Source organism: Burkholderia puraquae (genome assembly GCF_002099195.1).
Lineage (GTDB): Bacteria > Pseudomonadota > Gammaproteobacteria > Burkholderiales > Burkholderiaceae > Burkholderia > Burkholderia puraquae.
Window position 1 is genome coordinate 433725 of record NZ_NBYX01000005.1, and the last position, 22142, is coordinate 455866.

Genomic DNA, 22142 nt, shown 5'->3' on the forward strand with positions numbered 1-22142 from the left:
GGGCGTTTTTTATTTCTGCACCCCATCTCCGTTTTACCTGCGCGTTGCCTGTCTTCCGCACCGTTTCGCGTGTCGGCGCGACGCAGCGTTACTGATACAATTTCCCGATGACCTATCAAGTTCTCGCACGCAAGTGGCGTCCGAAGGATTTCGCTTCGCTCGTCGGCCAGGAGCACGTCGTCAGGGCGCTCACGCACGCGCTCGACGGCGGGCGTCTCCATCACGCCTATCTGTTTACCGGAACCCGCGGTGTCGGCAAGACGACGCTGTCGCGGATCTTCGCCAAGGCACTCAACTGTGAAACAGGCGTCACGTCGCAGCCGTGCGGCGTGTGCCGCGCCTGTCGCGAGATCGACGAAGGGCGTTTCGTCGATTACGTCGAGATGGATGCCGCGAGCAACCGCGGCGTTGATGAAATGGCCGCGCTGCTCGAGCGCGCGGTGTACGCGCCCGTCGATGCGCGCTTCAAGGTCTACATGATCGACGAAGTGCACATGCTGACGAATCACGCGTTCAACGCGATGCTGAAGACGCTCGAAGAGCCGCCGCCGCACGTCAAGTTCATCCTCGCGACGACCGATCCGCAGAAAATTCCCGTCACGGTGCTGTCGCGCTGCCTGCAGTTCAACCTGAAGCAGATGCCGGCCGGGCACATCGTGTCGCATCTCGAACGGATCCTCGGCGAAGAGCAGATCACGTTCGAGTCGCAGGCGCTGCGCCTGCTCGCGCGTGCCGCGCAGGGCAGCATGCGCGACGCGCTGTCCCTCACCGACCAGGCGATCGCCTATTCGGCGAACGAGGTGACCGAGTCGGCCGTATCGGGCATGCTCGGCGCGCTCGACCAGACTTACATGGTGCGCCTGCTCGACGCGCTTGCAGCGGGCAGCGGCCCTGAAATTCTCACAATTGCCGACGAGATGTCGTTGCGCAGCCTGTCGTTCTCGACCGCGCTTCAGGATCTCGCGAGCCTGCTGCACCGGATCGCGTGGGCGCAGTTCGCGCCGGGCTCGGTGCTCGACGAATGGCCCGAAGCGGGCGACCTGCGCCGCTTTGCCGAGACGCTGAGCCCCGAGCAGGTCCAGCTGTTCTATCAGATCGCGACGGTCGGTCGCGCCGAGCTTGGCCTGGCGCCGGACGAGTACGCCGGATTCACGATGACGCTGCTGCGGATGCTCGCGTTCGAGCCGGCTGTTGGGGCCGGCAGTGCGCCGGGTGGCCAGCCGCCCGTGCCGCGCGTGGTGCCGAGCCCGCGCGTTGCAGCGGCACCGGCCGCTACGGCGAAGCCGGTAGCGGCTGCCCCTGCCGAAGCAGCGCGGCCGCAGGCTGCCGCACCGGCTGTGCCTGTGGCGCCGGTCGTGCGTGCGGCGCCGGTGCCGTCCGGCGACGAAACAGACCGGCCGGCCGTGAAGCCGGCTGCCTTCCAGGCAGCCGCGCCGGCCCCGGTTGACGCGCCAGTCATCGAAACGCCGCAGCCGCCCACGGCTGCGGCAACGCAAGCAGAGCCGGCCGGCAACAGGCCGGCACCCGTGCGCAAGGCGTCCGAGCCGCCTCCTGCCGTTGCGCAGCGAAGCGACGAACCGGCCGAGCCGGCCGAGCCGGTGGCGCGCGTTGCGCCGCCCGAGCCCGCCGCGCGTCCGGCAGCGCGCGCCGGAGGTGCCGCCGCCGCGCTCGACGTGCTGCGCAATGCAGGAATGCGCGTGTCGTCCGACCGCGGGCGCGCAGGCGCCGCGGCGAAACCGGCAGCCCAGCCTGCCGCCGAGAAGCCGTCCGCACCGCGTCCTGCCGCCGTACAGGTGCCGACGCCGCGCGCGGCGTCCCGTGCGCCGCAGGCGGCTGATTCGCGCCAGGCCTCGCCGCCGTGGGAGGACATCCCGCCGGACGACTACGTGCCGCTCAGCGCCGACGAGATGTTCGGCGGCCCGCCCGACGATGGCTTCGTGCCGGTATTCGACAGCGGCCCCGACGATGTGCGCGTGATGCCGAAGCCGGCGGAAACCCGCCCGTCCGCACCGGTCGACACGCGCCCGTTGCCGCCCGCGATCGCACTCGATCCGGTCGGTTTCGACGGCGAATGGCCGGCGCTGGCTGCGCGGCTGCCGCTCAAGGGTGTCGCGTACCAGCTCGCATTCAACAGCGAACTGACGGCCGTCGATGCGACCACCCTGAAGCTGTCGGTGCCGGTGCCGCAGTACGCGGACGCCGCCCAGGTGGCGAAGCTGAAGGCGGCGCTGGCCGACGCGCTCGGCAAGCCGGTCGAGGTGGCCGTCGAGGTCGGGCCTGCACGGCGCACCGCGGCGGCGCTCGATGCGGCCGCGCGCGCGGCGCGCCAGCGCGAGGCCGAGCAGGAGATTCACGGCGATCCGTTCGTCCAGCAGCTCGTGCGCGACTTCGGTGCGCGCATCGTCGAGGGTTCGGTGCGCCCGCTCGCCGATGCGGCGCCGGACGGCCCGCCGCCGACGCTGCATTGAACTGACCGCCCCGCGACAGGCACAATCACGCCCACACATTGGCCGGCACGCGCCGCGTGCCGGTTTTCACACGATCAAGAAGGAGTATTCCCATGTTGAAAGGCAACCTCGCCGGACTGATGAAGCAAGCGCAGCAAATGCAGGAAAACATGAAGAAGATGCAGGAGCAGCTTGCGCTGATCGAAGTCGAAGGGCAGTCGGGCGCCGGTCTCGTCAAGGTGACGATGACGTGCCGCAACGAAGTGCGTCGCGTGTCGATCGACCCGAGCCTGCTCGCGGACGACAAGGACATGCTCGAGGATCTCGTCGCGGCTGCGTTCAACGACGCCGTGCGCAAGGCCGAAGCGACGTCGCAGGAAAAGATGAGCGGGATGACGTCGGGCCTGCCGCTGCCCCCGGGCTTCAAGCTGCCGTTCTGAGCGCGGCGTCCGTGCCACTTTTTGCCGCCGTATGAAACAGCCGTCCGCCCTGTCCGCTCTCGTCGAAGCGTTGCGCGTGCTGCCCGGTGTCGGGCCGAAGTCCGCGCAGCGCATGGCGGTCCACCTGATGCAGCACGATCGGGAGGGCGCGGAGCGGCTCGGCCGGTCGCTGCTGTTCGCGACCGAGCACCTGCAGCACTGCGAGAAGTGCAACACGTTCACCGAAGCGCAGATCTGCGAGGTCTGCAGCGACGAAGAGCGTGATCCGACGCTGCTGTGCGTCGTCGAGACGCCTGCCGACCAGATCATGCTCGAGCAGACGATGACTTACCGCGGGCTGTATTTCGTGCTGATGGGGCGATTGAGCCCGCTCGACGGGATCGGCCCGAAGGAAATCCATTTCGACCGCCTCGTGCGGCGCGCGTCCGACGGCGTCGTCAAGGAAGTCGTGCTCGCGACCAACTTCACGAATGAAGGCGAAGCCACCGCGCACTATCTCGGCCAGACGCTGAAGGCGCGCGGGCTCGCGGTCACGCGCCTCGCACGCGGCGTGCCGGTGGGCGGCGAGCTCGAATACGTCGACGCGGGCACCATCGCCCGCGCGATGCTCGACCGTCGCACGATGTAAGCCGGGCGCCGCCGGCCGGCGGCGCCGTTCCTCATGCCAGGGAGACACATGAGCACCAGCCAGGGCCCGCTCGCGGGCGTCAAAGTGCTCGAATTCGGAACGCTGATCGCGGGGCCGTTCGCGTCGCGGCTGTTCGCCGAATTCGGCGCGGAAGTGATCAAGATCGAGGATCCGAACGGCGGCGACCCGTTGCGCAAGTGGCGCAAGCTCCATCCGGAGCAGGGCGGCACGTCGCTGTGGTGGTCCGTCCAGGCGCGCAACAAGAAATCGGTCACGCTCAACCTGAAGGCCGACGCCGGCAAGGCGATCGCGCGGCAACTCGCGCGCGAGGCCGACATCGTGATCGAGAACTTCCGCCCGGGCCTGCTGGAAAAGCTCGGGCTCGGCTACGACGTGCTGTCGGCCGAGAACCCGGGCCTCGTGATGGTGCGCCTGTCCGGCTACGGGCAGACCGGCCCGTACCGCGACCGGCCCGGCTTCGGTGCGATCGCCGAATCGATGGGCGGGCTGCGCCACATCACCGGCTATCCCGAGCTGCCGCCGCCGCGCATCGGCATCTCGATCGGCGATTCGATCGCCGCGCTGCACGGCGTGATCGGCGCGCTGATGGCGCTGCATCACCGCAAGGTCAATGGCGGTGCGGGGCAGGTGGTCGACGTTGCACTGTATGAAGCCGTGTTCAACATGATGGAAAGCGTGGTGCCCGAATACGGCGTGTACGGGATGGTGCGCGAGCGCACCGGCGCGTCGCTGCCGGGCATCGTGCCGTCGAATACGTATGCATGCCGCGACGGCAGCATCGTGATCGGCGGCAACAGCGATCCGATCTTCAAGCGGCTGATGAAGGCGATCGAGCGCGACGACCTCGCCGACGATCCCGCGCTCGCGCAAAACGACGGGCGCGTGCCGCGCACGCAGGAGATCGACGACGCGATTGCCGCATGGCTCGCGCCGCGCACGATCGATGAGGCGCTCGTCGTGCTCAACGCGGCCGACGTGCCGGCCGGGCGCATCTACAGCGCCGCCGACATGTTCACCGATCCGCAGTTCGTCGCGCGGCAGATGATTCAGCGCTTCAAGCTGGCCGACGGCACCGACATTCCGCTGCCGAACATCACGCCGAAGCTGTCCGACACGCCGGGCGAAACGCGCTGGCTCGGGCCTGAGCTCGGCGAGCATACGGACGAGGTGCTGCGCGGCCTCGGTTACGACGCGCAAGCGATTGCCGCACTGCGCGACGCGGGCGCGATCTGAGCAATCTCGGGCCTGCCGCCTCGCGCCAGGCTCCCGGAACGGAGCATTCCCCAAGGGGGCTCGGTTGGTGGGGGAAAACCCGGGGCGGCCCGGCGTTTTCCTGAGCGCGCAGAACGCCGCCGCGCAACGCGGCGGCGCAGCGTGTACGGGTGCTCGCAACCGACCATCCGCAGTCGCCGGACTGTCGCTCTCGCGCCATCTTTCCTCGGTTACAATCGCCGGATGCGAATCCTACTCAGCAACGACGACGGCTATCTCGCCCCCGGTCTCGCCGCGCTCAGCGGCGCGCTGCAGCCGCTGGCCGAACTCACGGTGATCGCGCCCGAGCAGAACTGCAGCGGTGCGTCGAATTCCCTCACGTTGTCGCGGCCGCTGTCGGTGCAGCGCGCGGCGAGTACGGGTTTCTTCTATGTGAACGGCACGCCGACCGATTCGGTGCACGTCGCGCTGACGGGGATGGTCGACGCCAGGCCGGATCTCGTCGTTTCCGGGATCAACAACGGCCAGAACATGGGCGAAGACACGCTCTATTCGGGGACGGTTGCGGCCGCCACCGAAGGCATCATGTTCGGCGTGCCGGCCATTGCGTTCTCGCTTGCCGACAAGGGCTGGGCCCATCTGGCGGACGCCGCGCGCGTCGCCGCGGAAATCGTCGAGCACTACCTCGCACATCCGCTGCCGGGCCAGCCGCTGCTGAACGTCAATATTCCGAACCTGCCTTACGACGAACTGAAAGGCTGGAAGGTCACGCGCCTCGGCAAGCGTCATCCGTCGCAGCCGGTGATTCGCCAGACCGACCCACGCGGCGAACCGATCTACTGGATTGGTGCGGCGGGCGAAGCGCTGGATGCGAGCGACGGCACCGATTTCCACGCGGTGGCAAACGGCTTCGTGTCGATCACGCCGCTGCAGCTGGACCTCACGCATACGCAGATGCTGCCCGCGACGCGCGAATGGGCGCGCGCCGGAGGGCGGGTTTCATGAGCGGCGAGCGCGCGAAGCGGTTCCCGCTCGCGCTCGAAGATCTCAAGCGAGCGCCACGCAAGTCGGAAGGTCGGGCCGGCGAACGCCATGCGGCAGTCGCGGTATCGAAGGCCGCCGACAAGCCCGCGGCCGTGCTGAAACCGGTTGCGGTGAAGCCTGCCGCGGTGCGAACGGCGTTGCCCGGTGCCGCTGCTGCGAAGCCGGCGACCGCACCGAAGCCGACCGCGCTGAAGCCCGCATTGCCGAAGCCGGCTGCGCCGAGCATTGCGCCGGCCGGCGCGTTTGCGCTCACGTCGGAACGTGTGCGTGAACGGATGGTCGAACGGCTGCGCGCGAACGGCGTGACCGACGCGCGCGTGCTGGACGCGATGGCCGCGGTACCGCGTCACATGTTCGTGGATCCTGGGCTTGCGACGCAGGCCTACGAGGATTCGGCGTTGCCGATCGGCCACCAGCAAACCATTTCAAAGCCGTCGGTCGTTGCGCGCATGATCGAGCTCGCGATGGCCGGCCGCACGCTCGAGCGCGTGCTCGAGATCGGCACGGGCTGCGGCTATCAGGCCGCGGTGCTGAGCCACGTGGCACGCGACGTGTATTCGATTGAACGCATCAAGCCGCTCTACGAGCGCGCGAAGCTGAACCTGCGGCCGCTGCGCGTGCCGAACATCCGTCTGCACTACGGCGACGGGCGTGTCGGCCTGCCGTCCGCGGCCCCGTTCGACGCGATCGTGATCGCGGCGGCGGGGCTCGACGTGCCGCAGGCGCTGCTCGAGCAGCTCGCGATCGGCGGGCGGCTCGTCGCACCGGTCGGCGCGCAGAGCGGGCAGCACCAGGTGCTCACGCTCGTCGAGCGCGTCGCGCACGCGCAATGGCGAGAGTCACGGCTTGATCGCGTTTTCTTTGTCCCTTTAAAATCCGGAGTAATTTGAAACCGATGAGTATGTTGCGCGCGATGCAAAACAACCGTTCCAGGGAACCGCTCACGCTCGCCCAGCGCGCGATCTGCGTAGCTGCGTTCTCCACGCTACTGGCCGCCTGTGCGACGCGGCTCGACAACGCGCCCGTCGTCGATCGCTCCGGTTCGCTCGGCACGACCGGCACCGCACAGCCCGCGGCGCCGCTCCCGCCGGCGCCGCCGGGTTACTACCGGGTGAAGCCGGGCGACACGCTGTACCGGATCGCACTCGAAAACGGGCAGAACTATCGCGACATCGCCGCGTGGAACAACCTGGCGAACCCGAATCAGATTGAAGTCGACCAGTTGCTGCGCGTTTCGCCGCAGGCCGGTGCTGCCGTTGCGGGCACGCAGGTCGCCGCGCCGATCGCGGGCGCTGCCGTTGCTACCGCACCGCTCAGCAGCGGCCCGGCCACGCCGGCCGCCGGTACGTCGTCGGTCGCGACGCCGCCTGCCGCGGCAGCCGCATCGAGCGATACGGCGGCCGCGCCGAGCGGCCCCGTGACGTTCGCGTGGCCCGCGCGCGGTCCCGTGCTGAACGGTTTCGACGATGCGAAGAACAAGGGCGTCAATATCGGCGGTACGGCCGGTGAAGCCGTGAAGGCGGCCGCCGACGGCCGCGTCGTGTATTCCGGCAATGGACTTCGCGGCTACGGCAACCTCATTATCATCAAACACGATGCAACTTACCTCACGGCGTATGCACACAATCGCGCTTTGATGGTAAAAGAGGGGGACGCGGTAACGAAGGGGCAGAAGATCGCCGAGATGGGTAATAGCGATGCCGACCGCGTGATGCTGCATTTCGAGGTTCGCCGGCAGGGTAAGCCTGTCGATCCGCTGAAGTATTTGCCGCCTCAATAACCGAGACGACCATGCCGAAATCGAAGCGCCACGAGCCGCAAGCCGAGTCTGAGAAGATCAGTCGTGCCACGCAAGCATCGGTGGGGCGAGCGGGTGCTTCGACGGACGATGAAGACGATGTCGCGGACAACGAGCGTGACCTCGAGGCACGCGAAGCCGACGCGGACGGTGGCGACGACGAGCGGGAAGGCCGCGCCGAGGCGGCGCCCGATGTCGACGATTTCCGCACGCTGCTGCAGGCCGAGCTCACGGCCGACACGATCCAGCATTACCTGAACCGCATCAGCGTGAAGCCGCTGCTCACCGTCGAGGAGGAGCAGCGCTATTCGCGTCTGGCCAAGGCCGGCGAGTTCGAGGCGCGGCAGGTGATGATCGAGCGCAACCTGCGCCTCGTCGTCAGCATCGCGAAGGGTTACCTGAATCGCGGCGTGCCGCTGCTCGACCTGATCGAGGAAGGCAACCTCGGCCTGATGCACGCGATCGAGAAATTCGATCCGACGCGCGGCTTTCGCTTCTCGACCTATGCGACGTGGTGGATCCGGCAGAGCATCGAGCGGGCGATCATGAATCAGGCCCGCACGGTGCGCCTGCCCGTGCACGTGATCCGCGAACTGAACCAGGTGCTGCGCGCGAAGCGCCATCTCGAAAAGAATTCGATGTCGACGGGCGAGGCGGCCGAGCGCCGCGAAGCCAGCATCGACGACATCGCCTATCTCACCGGCAAGACCGCCGAGGAAGTCACCGACATCCTCGCGCTCAACGAGCACACGGCGTCGCTCGACGCCCCGCTCGATCTCGATCCCGCGAGCAGCCTGCTCGACCTGCTGCCCGACGACCAGAGCCAGTCGCCCGACGCCGAGGTGCAGCACCGCGAGCTCGAGACGCTGACGCGCGCGTGGCTGTCGCGGCTGTCCGACAAGCATCGGCACGTGATCGAGCGCCGCTTCGGTCTGAACCACATCGAACCGGCGACGCTCGAGGAGCTGGCCGACGAGATGGGGCTCACGCGCGAGCGCGTACGCCAGATCCAGCAGGAAGCGCTGGTGCGCCTCAAGCGGTTTTTCGCCTCCAACGGCGTGCGCAAGGACGCCGTTCTGTAACTGATGACTCCGATTCTTGTTTTTGACATCGAGACGATTCCCGATGTCGACGGCATTCGCCGTCTGGAAGACCTACCCGCGACGCTCGACGATGCCGCGGTGGCCGAACATGCGTTCGCCGCCCGCCGCGAGAAGACCGGTGGCGATTTCTTGCCGCACCACCTGCAGCGCATCGCCGCGATCTCATGCGTGTTCCGCGACAACAACGGTTTTCGCGTGCGCTCGCTCGGCACGCCGCAGGACAACGAGGCGACGCTGATCCAGTCGTTCTACCGCGTGATCGAGAAATACACGCCGCAGCTCGTGTCGTGGAACGGCGGCGGCTTCGATCTGCCGGTGCTCCATTACCGCGCGCTCGTGCACGGCATTCCCGCGTCTCGCTACTGGGATCTCGGCGAGGACGACCGCGATTTCAAGTGGAACAACTACATCTCGCGCTACCACTCGCGTCATACCGACCTGATGGATGTGCTTGCGATGTATCAGGCGCGCGCGAACGCGCCGCTCGATGCGCTCGCGAAGATGTGCGGCTTTCCGGGCAAGCTCGGGATGGACGGCAGCCAGGTGTGGCCGGCGTTCCAGGACGGGCGGATCGAGGAAATCCGCAACTATTGCGAAACCGACGTCGTCAATACCTACCTGCTGTATTGCCGGTTCCAGTTGATGCGCGGCGGCCTCACGCCGAGCGAGTATGCGGACGAGATCCTGCTCGTGAAGAACTCGCTTGCGCAGGAGCCTGCGTCGCACTGGGCCGAATACCTGGCCGGCTTCGACGCGTAGCACGGGCCGCGCGCACAGCAGCAACCGGTGCAATCAGGAGAGTTCGAGCAGCACCGGCTGGTGATCCGATGCGCGCACGTCACCGTCGATCTCGCAGCGCACGATGCGCGGCAACAGCGTGTCGGTCACGAACACGAAGTCGCACGCGAGCGGCCCCTCCGACCATTGCACCGTATCGTAGACACCTGCCGTTGGCGGGGGCATGCGGCCGGGGTGCAGGGCGACCCATGCGTCGACGAAGTGCGGCGCGTCTGCGATCGGCGCCAGGAATCGGCAATAAGCATCGCTGCCGAACGCGCTGTTGAAATCGCCGCAGACGATGGCATCGCACGGCTGGCCGGTCGCGCTGAACGGCCCCTCGGCCGTTTCAGCAGGCGCCGGTCGCGCCGCGTGCGCGCATGCCTCGCGGTGCCGGTCACGCAATGCATCGACCTGAGCGAGCCGCTGGCGCGCCGAATAATATTCCAGATGCGTGGTGACCACGCGCAGCGGCCCGAAAGGCGCCTGTAACTCGACGTCGAGCGCGATGCGCGGCATCGACGGCACGCCGGCGTCGGCCGGCCACGGCAGCAACTGGCGGAGCACGCGCCCGACCGGCAGCCGGGTCGCGATTGCATTGCCGAACTGGCGGCGCGGTGCGCCGATTTCGATGGGCGGCAGGTCGGCGCCGATCGCCTCGACGATCGTATGGCCGGGCAGCAGCGCCGCGAGTTCGGCGAACTGGTCGGCACCGGGCCGGCCGGGCAGTGCGCCAAAGCCGCGCGTGACCTCCTGCAGGCAGAGCACGTCGAAGTCGCCGAGCTTGCGGATATCCGCAACGGTGCGCGAAAGATCGACGACGCCGTCCGCGTCCCGACCCCATTGGATGTTCCAGTCGATCAATCGCATGGTCGAATCTCCTGTCGGGCGGATTTCGGGCCGATGGCCGCCCCCGATCGGTTCGTCGGCCCGCGGCCCGGCCGTGGCGCTTCCGGGCTGCCTGCGTGGCCGTTCCGGCGCAACGCCGGGCCGTCTATGCTTAAGTATCGACGCTTGCCTCATGCAAAGCGGGCGATGCGGGCCTTCGTCGTCTACAATCTCGCCTTCTTCAACGTTTGTCAGGAAAAGCTGGTGTCCGAAGCCGTCCCCACTTCTGCGCGCAAATCAAGAAATGCGCCCGTCGCGCCCGGAATCGCCCCGGTTCTCGAGATCGAATCGCTCGACATGGAAGCGCGCGGTGTCGGCCGCACGATCACCGAGGACGGCGAGCCTGGCAAGGTCATCTTCGTCGAGGGTGCACTGCCGGGCGAACGCGTGACCTATTCGAGCTTCCGCCGCAAGCCGAGCTACGAGCAGGCGACGGTTGTCGATATTTTGCGCCCGAGCGTGATGCGCACGAAGCCGAAATGCGCGTTCTTCGGCACTTGCGGCGGCTGTTCGATGCAGCATCTCGACATGCGCGCGCAGGTGGCGGTCAAGCAGCGCGTGCTCGAAGACAACCTGTGGCACCTGGCGAAGCTGCGCGCGGAAACGATGTTCGCGCCGATCCACGGCCCGTCGTGGGGCTATCGCTACCGTGCACGCCTGACCGTGCGCAACGTCGCGAAGAAGGGCGGCGTGCTGGTCGGGTTCCATGAGAAGAAGAGCAGCTACGTCGCCGACATGACGAGCTGCGAAGTGCTGCCGCCGCACGTGTCGGCAATGCTCGTGCCGCTGCGCCGGCTCGTCGAGGGGCTGTCGATCCGCGATCGGATGCCGCAGATCGAACTCGCGGTCGGCTCGGAAGTCACGGCGCTCGTGCTGCGTGTGCTGGAGCCGATCAACGCGGACGACGAAGCATTGCTGCGCGCGTTCGCGGACGAGCACAAGGTGCAGTTCTGGCTGCAGCCGAAAGGCCCCGATACGGTGGCGCCGTTCTATCCGCTCGACGTGTCGCTCGACTACACGCTGCCGGAATTCGGTATCCGCATGCCGTTCAAGCCGACCGACTTCACACAGGTCAACCATCAGATCAACCGCGTGCTGGTGGGGCGCGCGCTGCGCCTGCTCGCGCCGTCGCGCGACGACCGCGTGCTCGACCTGTTCTGCGGGATCGGCAACTTCACGCTGCCGCTCGCGCGGCTGTCGCGCGAGGTGATGGGCATCGAGGGCAGCGACACGCTGACGACGCGCGCGCTGGCGAACGCGCGCGAGAACGGGGTCGACGGGCACACGACGTTCGCGTGCCGGAACCTGTTCGAAGTGACGGGCGACGACATCCGCGCGCTCGGTGCATTCGACAAGTTCCTGATCGATCCGCCGCGCGAAGGCGCGCTCGCGGTGTCGAAGGCGCTGGCCGAGATCGCGCAAAGCGGTGAAGGCCCGCTGCCGAAGCGTATCGTCTATGTGTCGTGCAACCCGTCGACGCTGGCGCGCGATGCGGGCCTGCTCGTGCACGAGGCCGGTTACCGCCTGAAGGGCGCCGGTGTCGTGAACATGTTCCCGAATACGTCGCACGTCGAATCGATCGCGCTGTTCGAGCGCGACTGAGCCACGCGGCGGATGTAAAAAAACCGGCCCGCGGGCCGGTTTTTTCATGGTGCGTGGCGAACGTCAGTTGCGGTTGCCGCCGAAGATGCCGAGCAGCGCGAGCAGGTTCGTGAACACGTTGTACAGGTCGAGGTAGATCGCGAGCGTTGCCGAGATGTAATTCGTCTCGCCGCCATTCACGACGCGCTGGACGTCGAACAGCATGTAGGCGGAGAAGATCGCGATTGCGAGTACCGACACGGTGAGCATCAGCGCCGGGAGTTGCAGGAAGATGTTCGCGACCGATGCGAGCAGGATCACGATCACACCCATGAACAGCCACTTGCCGAGCCCCGAGAAGTCGCGCTTGCTGACCGTGGCGATCGTCGCCATCGTGGCGAAGATGATGCCGGTGCCGCCGAACGCGAGCATGATCAGCGACGGGCCGTTCGAGAAGCCGAGGATGAAGCTCAGCAGCCGCGACAGCATCAGCCCCATGAAGAACGTGAAGCCGAGCAGCACGAACACGCCGGCCGCGCTGTTTTTGGTCCGCTCGATTGCGAACATGAAGCCGAACGCGATCGCGAAGAATGCGAGCAGGCTCATCATCGGGCTCGTGGCCGCGAACAGCGAGAAGCCCGTCGCGACGCCGACCCAGGCGCCCAGCACGGTCGGCACCATCGACAGCGCGAGCAGCCAGTACGTGTTCCGCAGCACGCGGTTGCGAACCTCGGCGGTGCTGACGGAGCCGCCGCGGCCGAAATTGTACGGATAGTCGTTCATGGTTTCTCCTAACATTGAACGCGTGGGCGTCCGGGGCCGGTTCGGCGCGCGCGGTGTGCGGCGCAGCAAACCGGAACAGCTATGGCTAAGATACGTTCCGTGCCAGGAGGTTTCAATGGCCGGACGGTACAAAACATATGGATTCTGAACCTTTCATGTGTGTAAGGGTTCAATCGCAATGATACACGGGATCGTGCTACAATAGCGGATTCATTTGAACCTGTAACTTCTTAATTTTTTGGAGTTTTTATGGCAATCGAGCGCACCCTGTCGATCATCAAGCCGGATGCGGTGGCAAAGAACGTGATCGGCCAGATCTACAGCCGTTTCGAAGGCGCCGGCCTGAAGATCGTCGCATCGCGCATGGCACACCTGTCGCGTGCTGACGCAGAGAAGTTCTACGCGGTTCACGCAGCGCGTCCGTTCTTCAAGGACCTCGTCGATTTCATGATCTCGGGCCCGGTGATGATCCAGGTTCTGGAAGGTGAAGGCGCGATCCTGAAGAACCGCGACCTGATGGGCGCAACGGATCCGAAGAAGGCAGAAAAGGGCACGATCCGCGCCGACTTCGCCGACAGCATCGACGCAAACGCCGTGCACGGCTCGGACGCTGCAGAAACGGCAGCGGTCGAAGTCGCGTTCTTCTTCCCGGAAATGAACGTTTACTCGCGCTAAGCCCTGGCTGGCAGCAGGTAGGCAGGATTCAGCGCACGCGGCAAGGCAGCACATCATGACGAGCGAAACTTCCGTCAATCTTCTCGACTTCGATGCCGAGGGTCTTGTCGCGTACTGCGGCAGCCTTGGCGAGAAGCCGTTCCGCGCCAAGCAATTGCAGCGCTGGATCCACCAGTACAACGCTGGCGACTTCGACGGCATGACCGATCTCGCGAAGTCCTTGAGAGAAAAACTCAAGGGCCGCGCGTCGATCGTCATGCCCGAGATCGCCAGCGATCACGTTTCCACCGACGGCACGCGCAAGTGGCTGATCGACGTCGGAAACGGCAATGCGGTCGAAACCGTGTTCATCCCGGAAGAGACGCGCGGCACGCTGTGCGTGTCGTCGCAGGCCGGATGTGCGGTCAACTGCCGCTTCTGCTCGACGGGCAAGCAGGGCTTTTCCCGCAACCTGTCGACAGCCGAAATCATCGGCCAGCTACGGATGGCCGAATTTGCATTGCGAGCGTCACTGGGCCGCGCGCCCGGCCCGAACGGCAAGGCCGAACGGGTCGTCACCAACGTGGTGATGATGGGCATGGGCGAGCCGCTGCTGAATTACAGCGCGGTCGTGCCGGCAATGCGGCTGATGCTCGACGACAACGCGTACGGCCTGTCGCGCCGCCGCGTCACGCTGTCGACGTCCGGCGTGGTGCCGATGATGGACCGCCTCGGCGCCGAGCTGCCGGTCGCGTTGGCCGTTTCGCTGCACGCGCCGAACGATGCGCTGCGCGACGAGCTGGTGCCGCTCAACAAGAAGTATCCGCTGCGCGAGCTGATGGCGGCTTGCCAGCGTTATCTGAAAGTCGCGCCGCGCGACTTCATCACTTTCGAATACTGCATGCTGGACGGCGTCAACGACACCGAAGCGCATGCGCGCGAACTGCTGGCCGTCACGCGCGACGTGCCGTGCAAGTTCAACCTGATCCCGTTCAATCCGTTTCCGGAATCGGGCCTCATCCGCTCGAAGCCGGAGCAGATCAAGCGTTTTGCACAGGTCCTCATCGACGCGGGTGTCGTCACGACCGTGCGCAAGACGCGCGGCGACGACATCGATGCCGCGTGCGGCCAGCTGGCCGGCGCAGTGAAGGATCGCACGCGCCTCGCGGAACGAACGGGCGCAGCAGGGAAAATCATCGAAGTTCGGGCGATTTGACAGGGACGCCTAGCCGGGGATGCTAGGCCCTTTAAGCGGTACAACACGCGAACAGCGATCGGTCGCGGCGCCTCGGCGTCGCGCATGGTATGGACAGTTGCGGGTGCCGGCCGGCGGGAACCGGCGGCGGCCGCCAGTGAAGAAGAATCGACGCGAGGACAAGGATGAGTGAGCCGCAGCCGTCTAACGGCGCAGAGACGAATGGCGCGAAGCCGGCACCGGCAGGGTTGGAATCGCTTGCGGCGGTCGGCAGCCGGCTGGCGCAGCTTCGGGAGACAAGGGGTTGGACCGTCGACGACGTGTCGGCGCGACTCAAGGTTGCACCGCAGAAGCTCCGGGCGCTCGAAGCTGGCGACATCAGCCATTTGCCCGGCGTGACGTTCGCGCTCGGCGTCGTGCGCAGCTACGCGAAGATGCTCGGCGTCGATCCGGAGCCGTTCGCGCAGGCGTTGCGCCGTGAGCGCGGGGTGCCGGAAGTCGACCTGTCGATGCCCGCGTCGTCGGGGACGGATCTGCCGCGCGGCCGCGTGTCGATTCCGCTGGGCGGGTCGTCGCGCCATCACCCGTGGCTGTGGGGCACGGGGATCGTCGTCGTCGCGGTGGCTGCGGTACTGATGTGGCACACTGGCGGCGATTCGTCGAGCCTGCTCGCGCGCTTCAAGAGCGGCGACGCGGAGCACGCGTCGGCCGCGAGCGCGCCGGCGTCCTCGGCATCCGTCGAAGAGGCGGCCGCGAGCGGTGCGTCCGCCGTGGTCGCGAATGACGTTCCGGCCCCGGCTGCAGCATCTGCAGCCCCGGCGCCGGCAATTGCGTCGGCTGTTCCGGCACCCGCGCCCGTGGCGCCGGTCGTGACGGCGGCCGCATCGCAGCCCGTCGTGGCCACGGCCGCGGCGAGCGCCGCTGCGCCGGCCCAGCCGGCGAGCGTCGTGGTCGCGGCCGGCCAGTCGATGGTGGAGCTGAAGGTCAAGCAGGACAGCTGGTTCAGCGTGCGCGACAAGAACGGCAAGGAGCTGTTCTCCGGGCTGGTGCACGGTGGCGAGGCGAAGCAGGTCGCGGGCGACGGCCCGTTCAAGGTCACGATCGGCAACAAGGCAGGCCTCGACGCGGTTGCGTTCGACGGAAAACCTGTCGATCCGGCAAAATATTCGGCAGCGCGGGGTAATGTGGCGCGGTTCACGTTGCCCTGACGTCAAGCGCCGTGGCGAAGGCCGGTCGTCGATATCGGCAGGCCGTGAGGGCACGGCGCTTTTTCAATTCATGTGCCGCGTCGCGGCGCATTCCGCGTAAATGGATCTATCGATGCAATCCGAAGCTCAATCCCCACGCAGCAGTCAGATTTGTTCAACCGAGCCGGTGTTCGGCGGGCATCAGCCGCGCCGTGTATCGCATGCGGTGGATGTCCGCTGGGGCGGGCAGCTCGTGACGATCGGCGGCGACGCGCCGGTGCGCGTGCAGTCGATGACGAATACCGACACGGCCGACGCGATCGGCACGGCAATCCAGATCAAGGAACTCGCGAACGCGGGCTCCGAACTGGTGCGCATCACGGTCAACACGCCCGAGGCCGCGGCCGCCGTGCCGGCGATTCGCGAGCAGCTCGACCGCATGGGTGTGACCGTGCCGCTCGTCGGCGATTTCCACTACAACGGCCACCTGCTGCTGCGTGACTACCCGGGTTGCGCCGAGTCGCTGTCGAAGTACCGGATCAACCCGGGCAACGTCGGCCAGGGCGCCAAGCGCGACACGCAGTTCGCGCTGATGATCGAAGCCGCCGCGAAGTACGACAAGGCGGTGCGGATCGGCGTGAACTGGGGCAGTCTCGACCAGGACCTGCTCGCGCGCATGATGGACGAAAACGGCGCGCGCTCGCAGCCGTGGGATGCGCAGAGCGTGATGTACGAAGCGCTGATCCAGTCGGCGATCGGCTCGGCCGAGCGTGCGGTCGAACTGGGCCTCGGCCGCGACCGCATCGTGCTGTCGTGCAAGGTCAGCGGCGTGCAGGACCTGATCGCCGTGTACCGCGAACTCGGCCGCCGCTGCGGCTTCGCGCTGCACCTCGGGCTGACCGAGGCCGGCATGGGCTCGAAGGGCATCGTCGCATCGACGGCCGCGCTCGGCGTGCTGCTGCAGGAAGGGATCGGCGACACGATCCGCATCTCGCTGACGCCGGAGCCGGGTGCGCCGCGCACGGGCGAGGTGATCGTCGGCCAGGAAATCCTCCAGACGATGGGCCTGCGCTCGTTCGCACCGATGGTGATCGCGTGCCCGGGCTGCGGCCGCACAACGAGCACGCTGTTCCAGGAGCTCGCGATGCAGATCCAGACCTACCTGCGCGAACAGATGCCGGTCTGGCGCAAGGAGTATCCGGGCGTCGAGAAAATGAACGTCGCGGTGATGGGCTGCATCGTCAACGGCCCGGGTGAATCGAAGCACGCGAACATCGGCATCAGTCTGCCGGGTTCGGGCGAGAACCCGGCCGCGCCCGTCTTCATCGACGGCGAAAAGGTCAAGACGCTGCGCGGCGAGCGGATCGCCGAGGAATTCCAGCAGATCGTCAGCGACTACGTCGCACGCAATTACGGCCGCATCGAGGCCCTGAACTAATTCGTCCACACACACGATGACTGAACAAAAACGCAAGATCGAGAAGCTCACCGGCGTCAAGGGCATGAACGACATCCTCCCGCAGGATGCCGGCCTTTGGGAGTTCTTCGAAGCTACGGTGAAATCGCTGCTGCGCGCATACGGTTACCAGAACATCCGCACGCCGATCGTCGAGCACACGCAGCTCTTCACGCGCGGCATCGGCGAGGTTACCGACATCGTCGAAAAAGAGATGTACAGCTTCACCGACGCGCTGAACGGCGAAAACCTGACGATGCGCCCGGAAAACACCGCGGCCGTCGTGCGCGCGTCGATCGAGCACAACATGCTGTACGACGGCCCGAAGCGCCTGTGGTACATCGGCCCGATGTTCCGTCACGAGCGTCCGCAGCGCGGCCGCTACCGCCAGTTCCACCAGGTCGGCGTCGAGGCGCTCGGCTTCGCGGGCCCTGATGCGGATGCCGAGATCATCATGATGTGCCAGCGCCTGTGGGACGACCTCGGCCTGACCGGCATCAAGCTCGAGATCAACTCGCTCGGCCTCGCCGAAGAGCGTGCCGCGCACCGCGTCGAACTGATCAAGTACCTCGAGCAGTTCGCCGACGTGCTCGACGAGGATGCGAAGCGCCGCCTGTATACGAACCCTCTGCGCGTGCTCGACACGAAGAATCCCGCGCTGCAGGAAATCGCGCAGAACGCGCCGAAGCTGATCGACTTCCTCGGCGACGAATCGCGCGCGCACTTCGACGGGCTGCAGCGCCTGCTGCTCGCGAACAACATTCCGTTCAAGATCAACCCGCGTCTCGTGCGCGGCCTCGACTACTACAACCTGACCGTGTTCGAGTGGGTCACCGACAAGCTCGGCGCGCAGGGCACGGTCGCAGCCGGCGGCCGCTACGATCCGCTGATCGAGCAGCTCGGCGGCAAGCCGACCGCCGCGTGCGGCTGGGCGATGGGTATCGAGCGGATCCTCGAACTGCTGAAGGAAGAGGATCTCGCGCCCGAGCAGGAAGGCGTCGACGTGTACGTCGTGCACCAGGGCGAGACCGCGCGCGAACAGGCGTTCATCGCGGCCGAGCGCCTGCGCGACACGGGCCTCGACGTGATCTTCCACTGCAGCGCCGACGGCGCGCCGGCGAGCTTCAAGTCGCAAATGAAGCGGGCCGACGCAAGCGGCGCCGCGTTCGCGGTGATCTTCGGTGAAGAAGAGGTTGCGAACGGCACGGTGGGCGTGAAAGCGCTGCGCGGTGCGGGCGCGGACGGGGAAAAGAACGTTCAGCAGACCGTACCGGTCGAAGGCTTGACCGAATTCCTAATCAATGCGATGGTTGCATCCGCCGAAGACGGCGACGACTGATCGCGCTGGCATCCGCTCGACAAGAAAGGCCTGAACAGGAAGGAATCGCTCGCCGATGAGTTATCACGACGAACAAGAATCGATTGAAAGTCTCAAGGCGTGGTGGGCCCGCTGGGGCAACCTCACCACGTGGATCGTGCTCGCGGCGCTCGTCGTCGCGGCCGGTTTCAACGGCTGGAACTACTGGCAGCGCCGTCAGGCTGCCGAGGCGTCCGGGCTGTACGAACAGGTCCAGAAGGCCGCTGCCGCGAACGACAAGGCGACGATGGCTCGTGCGGCCGCCGACATGGAAGACAAGTTCGGCAGCACGCCGTATGCACAGATGACGGCGCTCTCCGCTGCGAAGACGTTGTACGCGGCCGGCGATGCGGCAGGTGCGAAGGCACAGCTGCAATGGGCCGTCGACCACGCCAAGGATGACGAGTACAAGCAGATCGCGAAGCTGCGTCTCGCGTCGCTGCTGCTCGACGAAAAGGCGTACGACGCGGGCCTCGCGCTGCTGTCGGGAACGCCGGTCGATGCGTTCAAGGGCCTCGTGGCCGATCGCCGTGGCGATCTGCTTGCCGCGCAAGGCAAGACCGACGACGCGCGCGCCGCTTACAAGCTCGCGCTCGACGGCCTGTCGAAGGACGACCAGTCTGCGCGCCAGCTCGTGCAGTTCAAGCTGGACGCGCTCGGCGGCTGAACCCCGGTCCCCTCAACCTCTTAACTCTGCTTCGCTAACCGATGAATTTGCTGAAACGTTACGCTGTGCCCGTTGCCTGCGCGGCGGCTGTCCTCGCATTGGCGGCCTGCTCGTCGTCGAAGGACGCGCGCCGCGTGCCGACGCCGCTCACCGAGTTCAAGCCCGTGATGGACGTGCAACAGGTCTGGAAGGCGAGCGTCGGCAAGGGCGGGCGCTACCTGTTCTCGCCGGTGGCCGTGGGCGACGCCGTCTATGCGGCGGGTGAAAACGGTTCGGTCGAGAAGATCGACGCGAAGACGGGCCAGACGATCTGGCGCGCGAAGGTCGGCTCCGACCTGTCGGCCGGTGTCGGCAGCGACGGCAACCTGACCGCGGTCGGTGCGCTGAAGGGCGGCGTGTTCGTGCTGGGCCCGGACGGCAAGCAACTGTGGAAGACCAGCGTGCAGGGCGAGATCTTCTCGCCGCCGCTCGTCGGCAACGGCCTCGTGGTCGTCCGCACGATCGACGGCCAGGTGATCGCGTTCAACGCGCAGACGGGCGAGCAGAAGTGGAACTACCGCAACCGTGCGGTGCCGCTGAACCTGCGCGTGTCGGCCGGCATGACGTTCGCGGGTGACGCGGCGGTGCTGGCGGGCTTCCCCGGCGGCGGGCTGGTCGCGATCAACCTGCAGACGGGCGAGCCGTTCTGGCAGACCCCGGTGTCGTTCCCGAAGGGCGTGACCGAGGTCGAGCGCATCAACGACGTGAGCGGCCCGCCGACGCTCGTGGGCGCGGAAGCCTGCGCGGTGACGTTCCAGGGCCAGCTGGGCTGCTTCGATGCGAACTCGGGCCGCCCGCTGTGGGAAAAGGCGTTTTCGAGCCGCAGCGGCCTCGCGCAGGACGATTCGGTGGTCGCCGGCGGCGACGACTGGTCGGTCGTGACCGCGTATGATGCGGCGTCGGGCAACCAGCTCTGGCGCAACGACAAGCTGAAGAGCCGTGACGTCGGCGTACCGTACCTGCTCGGGCATGCGGTCGTGATGGGCGATTACAAGGGCTTCGTGCACTTCCTGTCGCGGGAAGACGGCAGCTTCATCGCCCGGATGAAGACCGACGGCAGCGCGATCACGGCGGCGCCGGTCCTTGCGGGCAATACGCTCGTCGTGCAGACGAAGGACGGCGGCCTGTACGGGTTCCGTCCGCGCTGACGCGCGGCAAACAGACGCGGCCGCGGCGCGGCGGGCTTGTCCCGCGCGCCCGGGCCGCGTGACTTGAAGGCGGCCGGTGCTCCCGGCCGCTCGGTATTTGAAAGGCAGTTCGAGACGAAAGACGACGGCGCGCAACGCGCGCCCGGCGCGCGCATCCGGCGCTGCGCAAATTCGTGATATTTTCATTCAGCGCAGCCGCCCGCAGCAGCGGGCCTCCCGCTGCTGCGCTTCACCGTAGAAAACACAGATGAAACCGGTCATTGCCCTCGTTGGGCGCCCCAATGTGGGGAAATCCACGCTGTTCAACCGGCTCACGCGCTCGCGCGATGCGCTGGTCGCCGACTTGCCGGGCCTGACGCGCGATCGCCATTACGGCGAAGGGCGCGTCGGCGAGCGGCCGTACCTGGTCGTCGATACGGGCGGCTTCGAGCCCGTCGCGAAGGACGGCATCCTGCACGAGATGGCGCGCCAGACGCGCCAGGCCGTCGAGGAAGCCGATGTCGTCGTGTTCATCGTCGACGGCCGCAACGGGCTCGCGCCGCAAGACAAGTCGATCGCCGACTACCTGCGCAAGACCGGCCGGCCGATCTTCCTCGTCGTCAACAAGGCCGAGGGGATGAAGTACACGGCGGTCGCGACGGACTTCTACGAGCTCGGGCTCGGCGATCCGCGCGCGATCTCGGCCGCGCACGGTGACGGCGTCACCGACATGATCAACGAGGCGCTGGATGTCGCGTATGCGGACCAGCCGGAAGAGGAAGACGACAACGATCCTTCGCGCGGCATCAAGATCGCGATCGTCGGCCGCCCGAACGTCGGCAAGTCGACGCTCGTCAATGCGCTGATCGGCGAGGACCGCGTGATCGCGTTCGACATGCCGGGCACGACGCGCGACTCGATCTACGTCGACTTCGAGCGTAACGGCAAGAAATACACGCTGATCGATACGGCCGGCCTGCGGCGCCGAGGCAAGGTGTTCGAGGCGATCGAGAAGTTCTCGGTCGTGAAGACGCTGCAGTCGATCTCCGACGCGAACGTCGTCATTCTTCTGCTGGATGCGCAGCAGGACATTTCCGACCAGGACGCGCACATCGCCGGCTTCGTCGTCGAGCAGGGCCGCGCGCTCGTGATCGGCGTCAACAAGTGGGACGGGCTCGACGAGCATGCGCGCGATCGGGCGAAAGCGGATTTGACCCGCAAGCTGAAATTCCTCGACTTCGCGAAATCGCACTTCATTTCGGCCACGAAGAAGACGGGTATCGGCACGCTGATGCGCTCGGTCGACGACGCGTACGCGGCGGCGATGGCGAAGCTGCCGACGCCGAAGCTCACGCGCGCGCTGATCGAGGCGGTCGAGTTCCAGCAGCCGCGCCGTCGCGGCCCGGTGCGTCCGAAGCTGCGCTACGCGCACCAGGGCGGCCAGAATCCGCCGATCATCGTCATCCACGGCAACGCGCTCGACGCCGTGACGGAAACGTACAAGCGTTACCTGGAAAACCGGTTCCGCGAAACTTTCTCGCTGACAGGGACTCCATTGCGCATAGAGTTCCGTTCGTCGAACAATCCGTACGCGGACAAGAGCTGAAGCACGCCTGTTACACCCGTCACGCAAGGGGTTGGCCGCAAGGCCTATGCCCCGGGCGGGCCAGGCAAAATCGGCTATAGTGTAGCGATTGGCGCCGGATCTCTTTTTCTTCGCCGCCAATCCAGATCAACC

Annotated in this window: 20 protein-coding genes; 18 read left to right on the forward strand and 2 right to left on the reverse strand. The window is 66.6% G+C overall.

All coding sequences use genetic code 11. From position 1 onward, the window contains the following. Window positions 1-107 precede the first annotated feature (107 nt). The 9 genes from B7G54_RS13445 to B7G54_RS13485 all read left to right on the forward strand — a co-directional run bounded on the left by B7G54_RS13445 (window position 108) and on the right by B7G54_RS13485 (window position 9452). Complete coding sequence (locus B7G54_RS13445) at window positions 108-2468, forward strand: DNA polymerase III subunit gamma/tau (protein WP_085039513.1); 2361 nt, start codon at window positions 108-110, stop codon at window positions 2466-2468. Window positions 2469-2560: 92 nt separating this feature from the next. Continuing rightward, window positions 2561-2887 (forward strand): YbaB/EbfC family nucleoid-associated protein, encoded by a 327-nt coding sequence (locus B7G54_RS13450; RefSeq protein WP_006482124.1) that lies wholly within the window; start codon window positions 2561-2563, stop codon window positions 2885-2887. Window positions 2888-2918: 31 nt separating this feature from the next. After that, on the forward strand, window positions 2919-3515 hold the full coding sequence (gene recR, locus B7G54_RS13455) for a recombination mediator RecR (RefSeq protein WP_006478665.1): 597 nt from the start codon (window positions 2919-2921) through the stop codon (window positions 3513-3515). Window positions 3516-3563: 48 nt separating this feature from the next. Continuing rightward, window positions 3564-4769, forward strand: coding sequence for a CaiB/BaiF CoA transferase family protein (locus tag B7G54_RS13460; RefSeq protein ID WP_085039514.1), 1206 nt, complete (start codon window positions 3564-3566; stop codon window positions 4767-4769). A gap of 222 nt (window positions 4770-4991) precedes the next feature. Further along, on the forward strand, window positions 4992-5753 hold the full coding sequence (surE, locus tag B7G54_RS13465; RefSeq protein ID WP_085039515.1) for a 5'/3'-nucleotidase SurE: 762 nt from the start codon (window positions 4992-4994) through the stop codon (window positions 5751-5753). Then, window positions 5750-6682, forward strand: coding sequence for a protein-L-isoaspartate(D-aspartate) O-methyltransferase (locus B7G54_RS13470; protein WP_085039553.1), 933 nt, complete (start codon window positions 5750-5752; stop codon window positions 6680-6682). The genes surE and B7G54_RS13470 overlap by 4 nt, the downstream gene beginning before the upstream one ends. A 5-nt stretch (window positions 6683-6687) precedes the next feature. Beyond that, window positions 6688-7572, forward strand: coding sequence for a peptidoglycan DD-metalloendopeptidase family protein (locus tag B7G54_RS13475; RefSeq protein ID WP_085039516.1), 885 nt, complete (start codon window positions 6688-6690; stop codon window positions 7570-7572). An 11-nt stretch (window positions 7573-7583) separates the two neighbouring features. After that, on the forward strand, window positions 7584-8672 hold the full coding sequence (gene rpoS / locus B7G54_RS13480) for an RNA polymerase sigma factor RpoS (RefSeq protein WP_085039517.1): 1089 nt from the start codon (window positions 7584-7586) through the stop codon (window positions 8670-8672). Between the two features lie 3 nt (window positions 8673-8675). Continuing rightward, entirely contained in the window at window positions 8676-9452 is a 777-nt protein-coding gene (locus B7G54_RS13485; protein ID WP_085039518.1) for a 3'-5' exonuclease, read from the forward strand. Window positions 9453-9485: 33 nt separating this feature from the next. Here the strand turns inward: B7G54_RS13485 and B7G54_RS13490 are convergent, their stop codons facing one another. Then, window positions 9486-10340 carry an endonuclease/exonuclease/phosphatase family protein gene (locus B7G54_RS13490; protein WP_085039519.1) on the reverse strand — a complete coding sequence of 285 codons (855 nt, stop codon included), beginning with the start codon at window positions 10338-10340 and terminating at the stop codon, window positions 9486-9488. A 222-nt stretch (window positions 10341-10562) separates the two neighbouring features. Between B7G54_RS13490 and rlmD the strand changes: the two genes are divergently transcribed. Further along, window positions 10563-11960 carry a 23S rRNA (uracil(1939)-C(5))-methyltransferase RlmD gene (gene rlmD, locus B7G54_RS13495; RefSeq protein WP_083417770.1) on the forward strand — a complete coding sequence of 466 codons (1398 nt, stop codon included), beginning with the start codon at window positions 10563-10565 and terminating at the stop codon, window positions 11958-11960. 63 nt (window positions 11961-12023) lie between these two features. On the opposite strand, the gene B7G54_RS13500 is transcribed toward rlmD, so the two are convergent. Continuing rightward, window positions 12024-12722 (reverse strand): Bax inhibitor-1/YccA family protein, encoded by a 699-nt coding sequence (locus B7G54_RS13500; protein ID WP_006484459.1) that lies wholly within the window; start codon window positions 12720-12722, stop codon window positions 12024-12026. Between the two features lie 249 nt (window positions 12723-12971). On the opposite strand from B7G54_RS13500, the gene ndk reads away from it, so the two are divergent. The 8 genes from ndk to der all read left to right on the forward strand — a co-directional run bounded on the left by ndk (window position 12972) and on the right by der (window position 22010). After that, complete coding sequence (gene ndk, locus B7G54_RS13505; protein WP_011352265.1) at window positions 12972-13397, forward strand: nucleoside-diphosphate kinase; 426 nt, start codon at window positions 12972-12974, stop codon at window positions 13395-13397. A gap of 55 nt (window positions 13398-13452) precedes the next feature. Then, window positions 13453-14592 carry a dual-specificity RNA methyltransferase RlmN gene (rlmN, locus tag B7G54_RS13510; RefSeq protein WP_027787233.1) on the forward strand — a complete coding sequence of 380 codons (1140 nt, stop codon included), beginning with the start codon at window positions 13453-13455 and terminating at the stop codon, window positions 14590-14592. 164 nt (window positions 14593-14756) lie between these two features. After that, a complete protein-coding gene (locus B7G54_RS13515) occupies window positions 14757-15779 on the forward strand; it encodes a helix-turn-helix domain-containing protein (protein ID WP_085039520.1) in 1023 nt (340 codons plus the stop codon). Between the two features lie 112 nt (window positions 15780-15891). After that, window positions 15892-17196 (forward strand): flavodoxin-dependent (E)-4-hydroxy-3-methylbut-2-enyl-diphosphate synthase, encoded by a 1305-nt coding sequence (gene ispG, locus B7G54_RS13520; RefSeq protein WP_085039554.1) that lies wholly within the window; start codon window positions 15892-15894, stop codon window positions 17194-17196. A 16-nt stretch (window positions 17197-17212) separates the two neighbouring features. Continuing rightward, window positions 17213-18553, forward strand: coding sequence for a histidine--tRNA ligase (gene hisS, locus B7G54_RS13525; RefSeq protein WP_085039521.1), 1341 nt, complete (start codon window positions 17213-17215; stop codon window positions 18551-18553). Window positions 18554-18608: 55 nt separating this feature from the next. Continuing rightward, the gene (locus B7G54_RS13530) at window positions 18609-19238 is read left to right on the forward strand and encodes a tetratricopeptide repeat protein (RefSeq protein WP_085039522.1); all 630 of its coding nucleotides are present in this window, start codon (window positions 18609-18611) and stop codon (window positions 19236-19238) included. A 41-nt stretch (window positions 19239-19279) separates the two neighbouring features. After that, complete coding sequence (bamB, locus tag B7G54_RS13535) at window positions 19280-20425, forward strand: outer membrane protein assembly factor BamB (protein ID WP_085039523.1); 1146 nt, start codon at window positions 19280-19282, stop codon at window positions 20423-20425. Window positions 20426-20672: 247 nt separating this feature from the next. Next, window positions 20673-22010: a ribosome biogenesis GTPase Der gene (gene der, locus B7G54_RS13545; RefSeq protein WP_085039524.1), complete on the forward strand. Its 1338-nt coding sequence runs from the start codon at window positions 20673-20675 to the stop codon at window positions 22008-22010. Window positions 22011-22142 lie beyond the last annotated feature (132 nt).

Excerpts from the sequence above, each read along its gene's own strand:
- B7G54_RS13445 (WP_085039513.1), top strand. The coding sequence starts at position 108 with ATGACCTATCAAGTTCTCGCACGCAAGTGGCGTCCGAAGGATTTCGCT.
- B7G54_RS13450 (WP_006482124.1), top strand. The coding sequence starts at position 2,561 with ATGTTGAAAGGCAACCTCGCCGGACTGATGAAGCAAGCGCAGCAAATG.
- recR (WP_006478665.1), top strand. The coding sequence starts at position 2,919 with ATGAAACAGCCGTCCGCCCTGTCCGCTCTCGTCGAAGCGTTGCGCGTG.
- B7G54_RS13460 (WP_085039514.1), top strand. The coding sequence starts at position 3,564 with ATGAGCACCAGCCAGGGCCCGCTCGCGGGCGTCAAAGTGCTCGAATTC.
- surE (WP_085039515.1), top strand. The coding sequence starts at position 4,992 with ATGCGAATCCTACTCAGCAACGACGACGGCTATCTCGCCCCCGGTCTC.
- B7G54_RS13470 (WP_085039553.1), top strand. The coding sequence starts at position 5,750 with ATGAGCGGCGAGCGCGCGAAGCGGTTCCCGCTCGCGCTCGAAGATCTC.
- B7G54_RS13475 (WP_085039516.1), top strand. The coding sequence starts at position 6,688 with ATGAGTATGTTGCGCGCGATGCAAAACAACCGTTCCAGGGAACCGCTC.
- rpoS (WP_085039517.1), top strand. The coding sequence starts at position 7,584 with ATGCCGAAATCGAAGCGCCACGAGCCGCAAGCCGAGTCTGAGAAGATC.
- B7G54_RS13485 (WP_085039518.1), top strand. The coding sequence starts at position 8,676 with ATGACTCCGATTCTTGTTTTTGACATCGAGACGATTCCCGATGTCGAC.
- B7G54_RS13490 (WP_085039519.1), bottom strand. The coding sequence starts at position 10,340 with ATGCGATTGATCGACTGGAACATCCAATGGGGTCGGGACGCGGACGGC.
- B7G54_RS13500 (WP_006484459.1), bottom strand. The coding sequence starts at position 12,722 with ATGAACGACTATCCGTACAATTTCGGCCGCGGCGGCTCCGTCAGCACC.
- ndk (WP_011352265.1), top strand. The coding sequence starts at position 12,972 with ATGGCAATCGAGCGCACCCTGTCGATCATCAAGCCGGATGCGGTGGCA.
- rlmN (WP_027787233.1), top strand. The coding sequence starts at position 13,453 with ATGACGAGCGAAACTTCCGTCAATCTTCTCGACTTCGATGCCGAGGGT.
- B7G54_RS13515 (WP_085039520.1), top strand. The coding sequence starts at position 14,757 with ATGAGTGAGCCGCAGCCGTCTAACGGCGCAGAGACGAATGGCGCGAAG.
- ispG (WP_085039554.1), top strand. The coding sequence starts at position 15,892 with ATGCAATCCGAAGCTCAATCCCCACGCAGCAGTCAGATTTGTTCAACC.
- hisS (WP_085039521.1), top strand. The coding sequence starts at position 17,213 with ATGACTGAACAAAAACGCAAGATCGAGAAGCTCACCGGCGTCAAGGGC.
- B7G54_RS13530 (WP_085039522.1), top strand. The coding sequence starts at position 18,609 with ATGAGTTATCACGACGAACAAGAATCGATTGAAAGTCTCAAGGCGTGG.
- bamB (WP_085039523.1), top strand. The coding sequence starts at position 19,280 with ATGAATTTGCTGAAACGTTACGCTGTGCCCGTTGCCTGCGCGGCGGCT.
- der (WP_085039524.1), top strand. The coding sequence starts at position 20,673 with ATGAAACCGGTCATTGCCCTCGTTGGGCGCCCCAATGTGGGGAAATCC.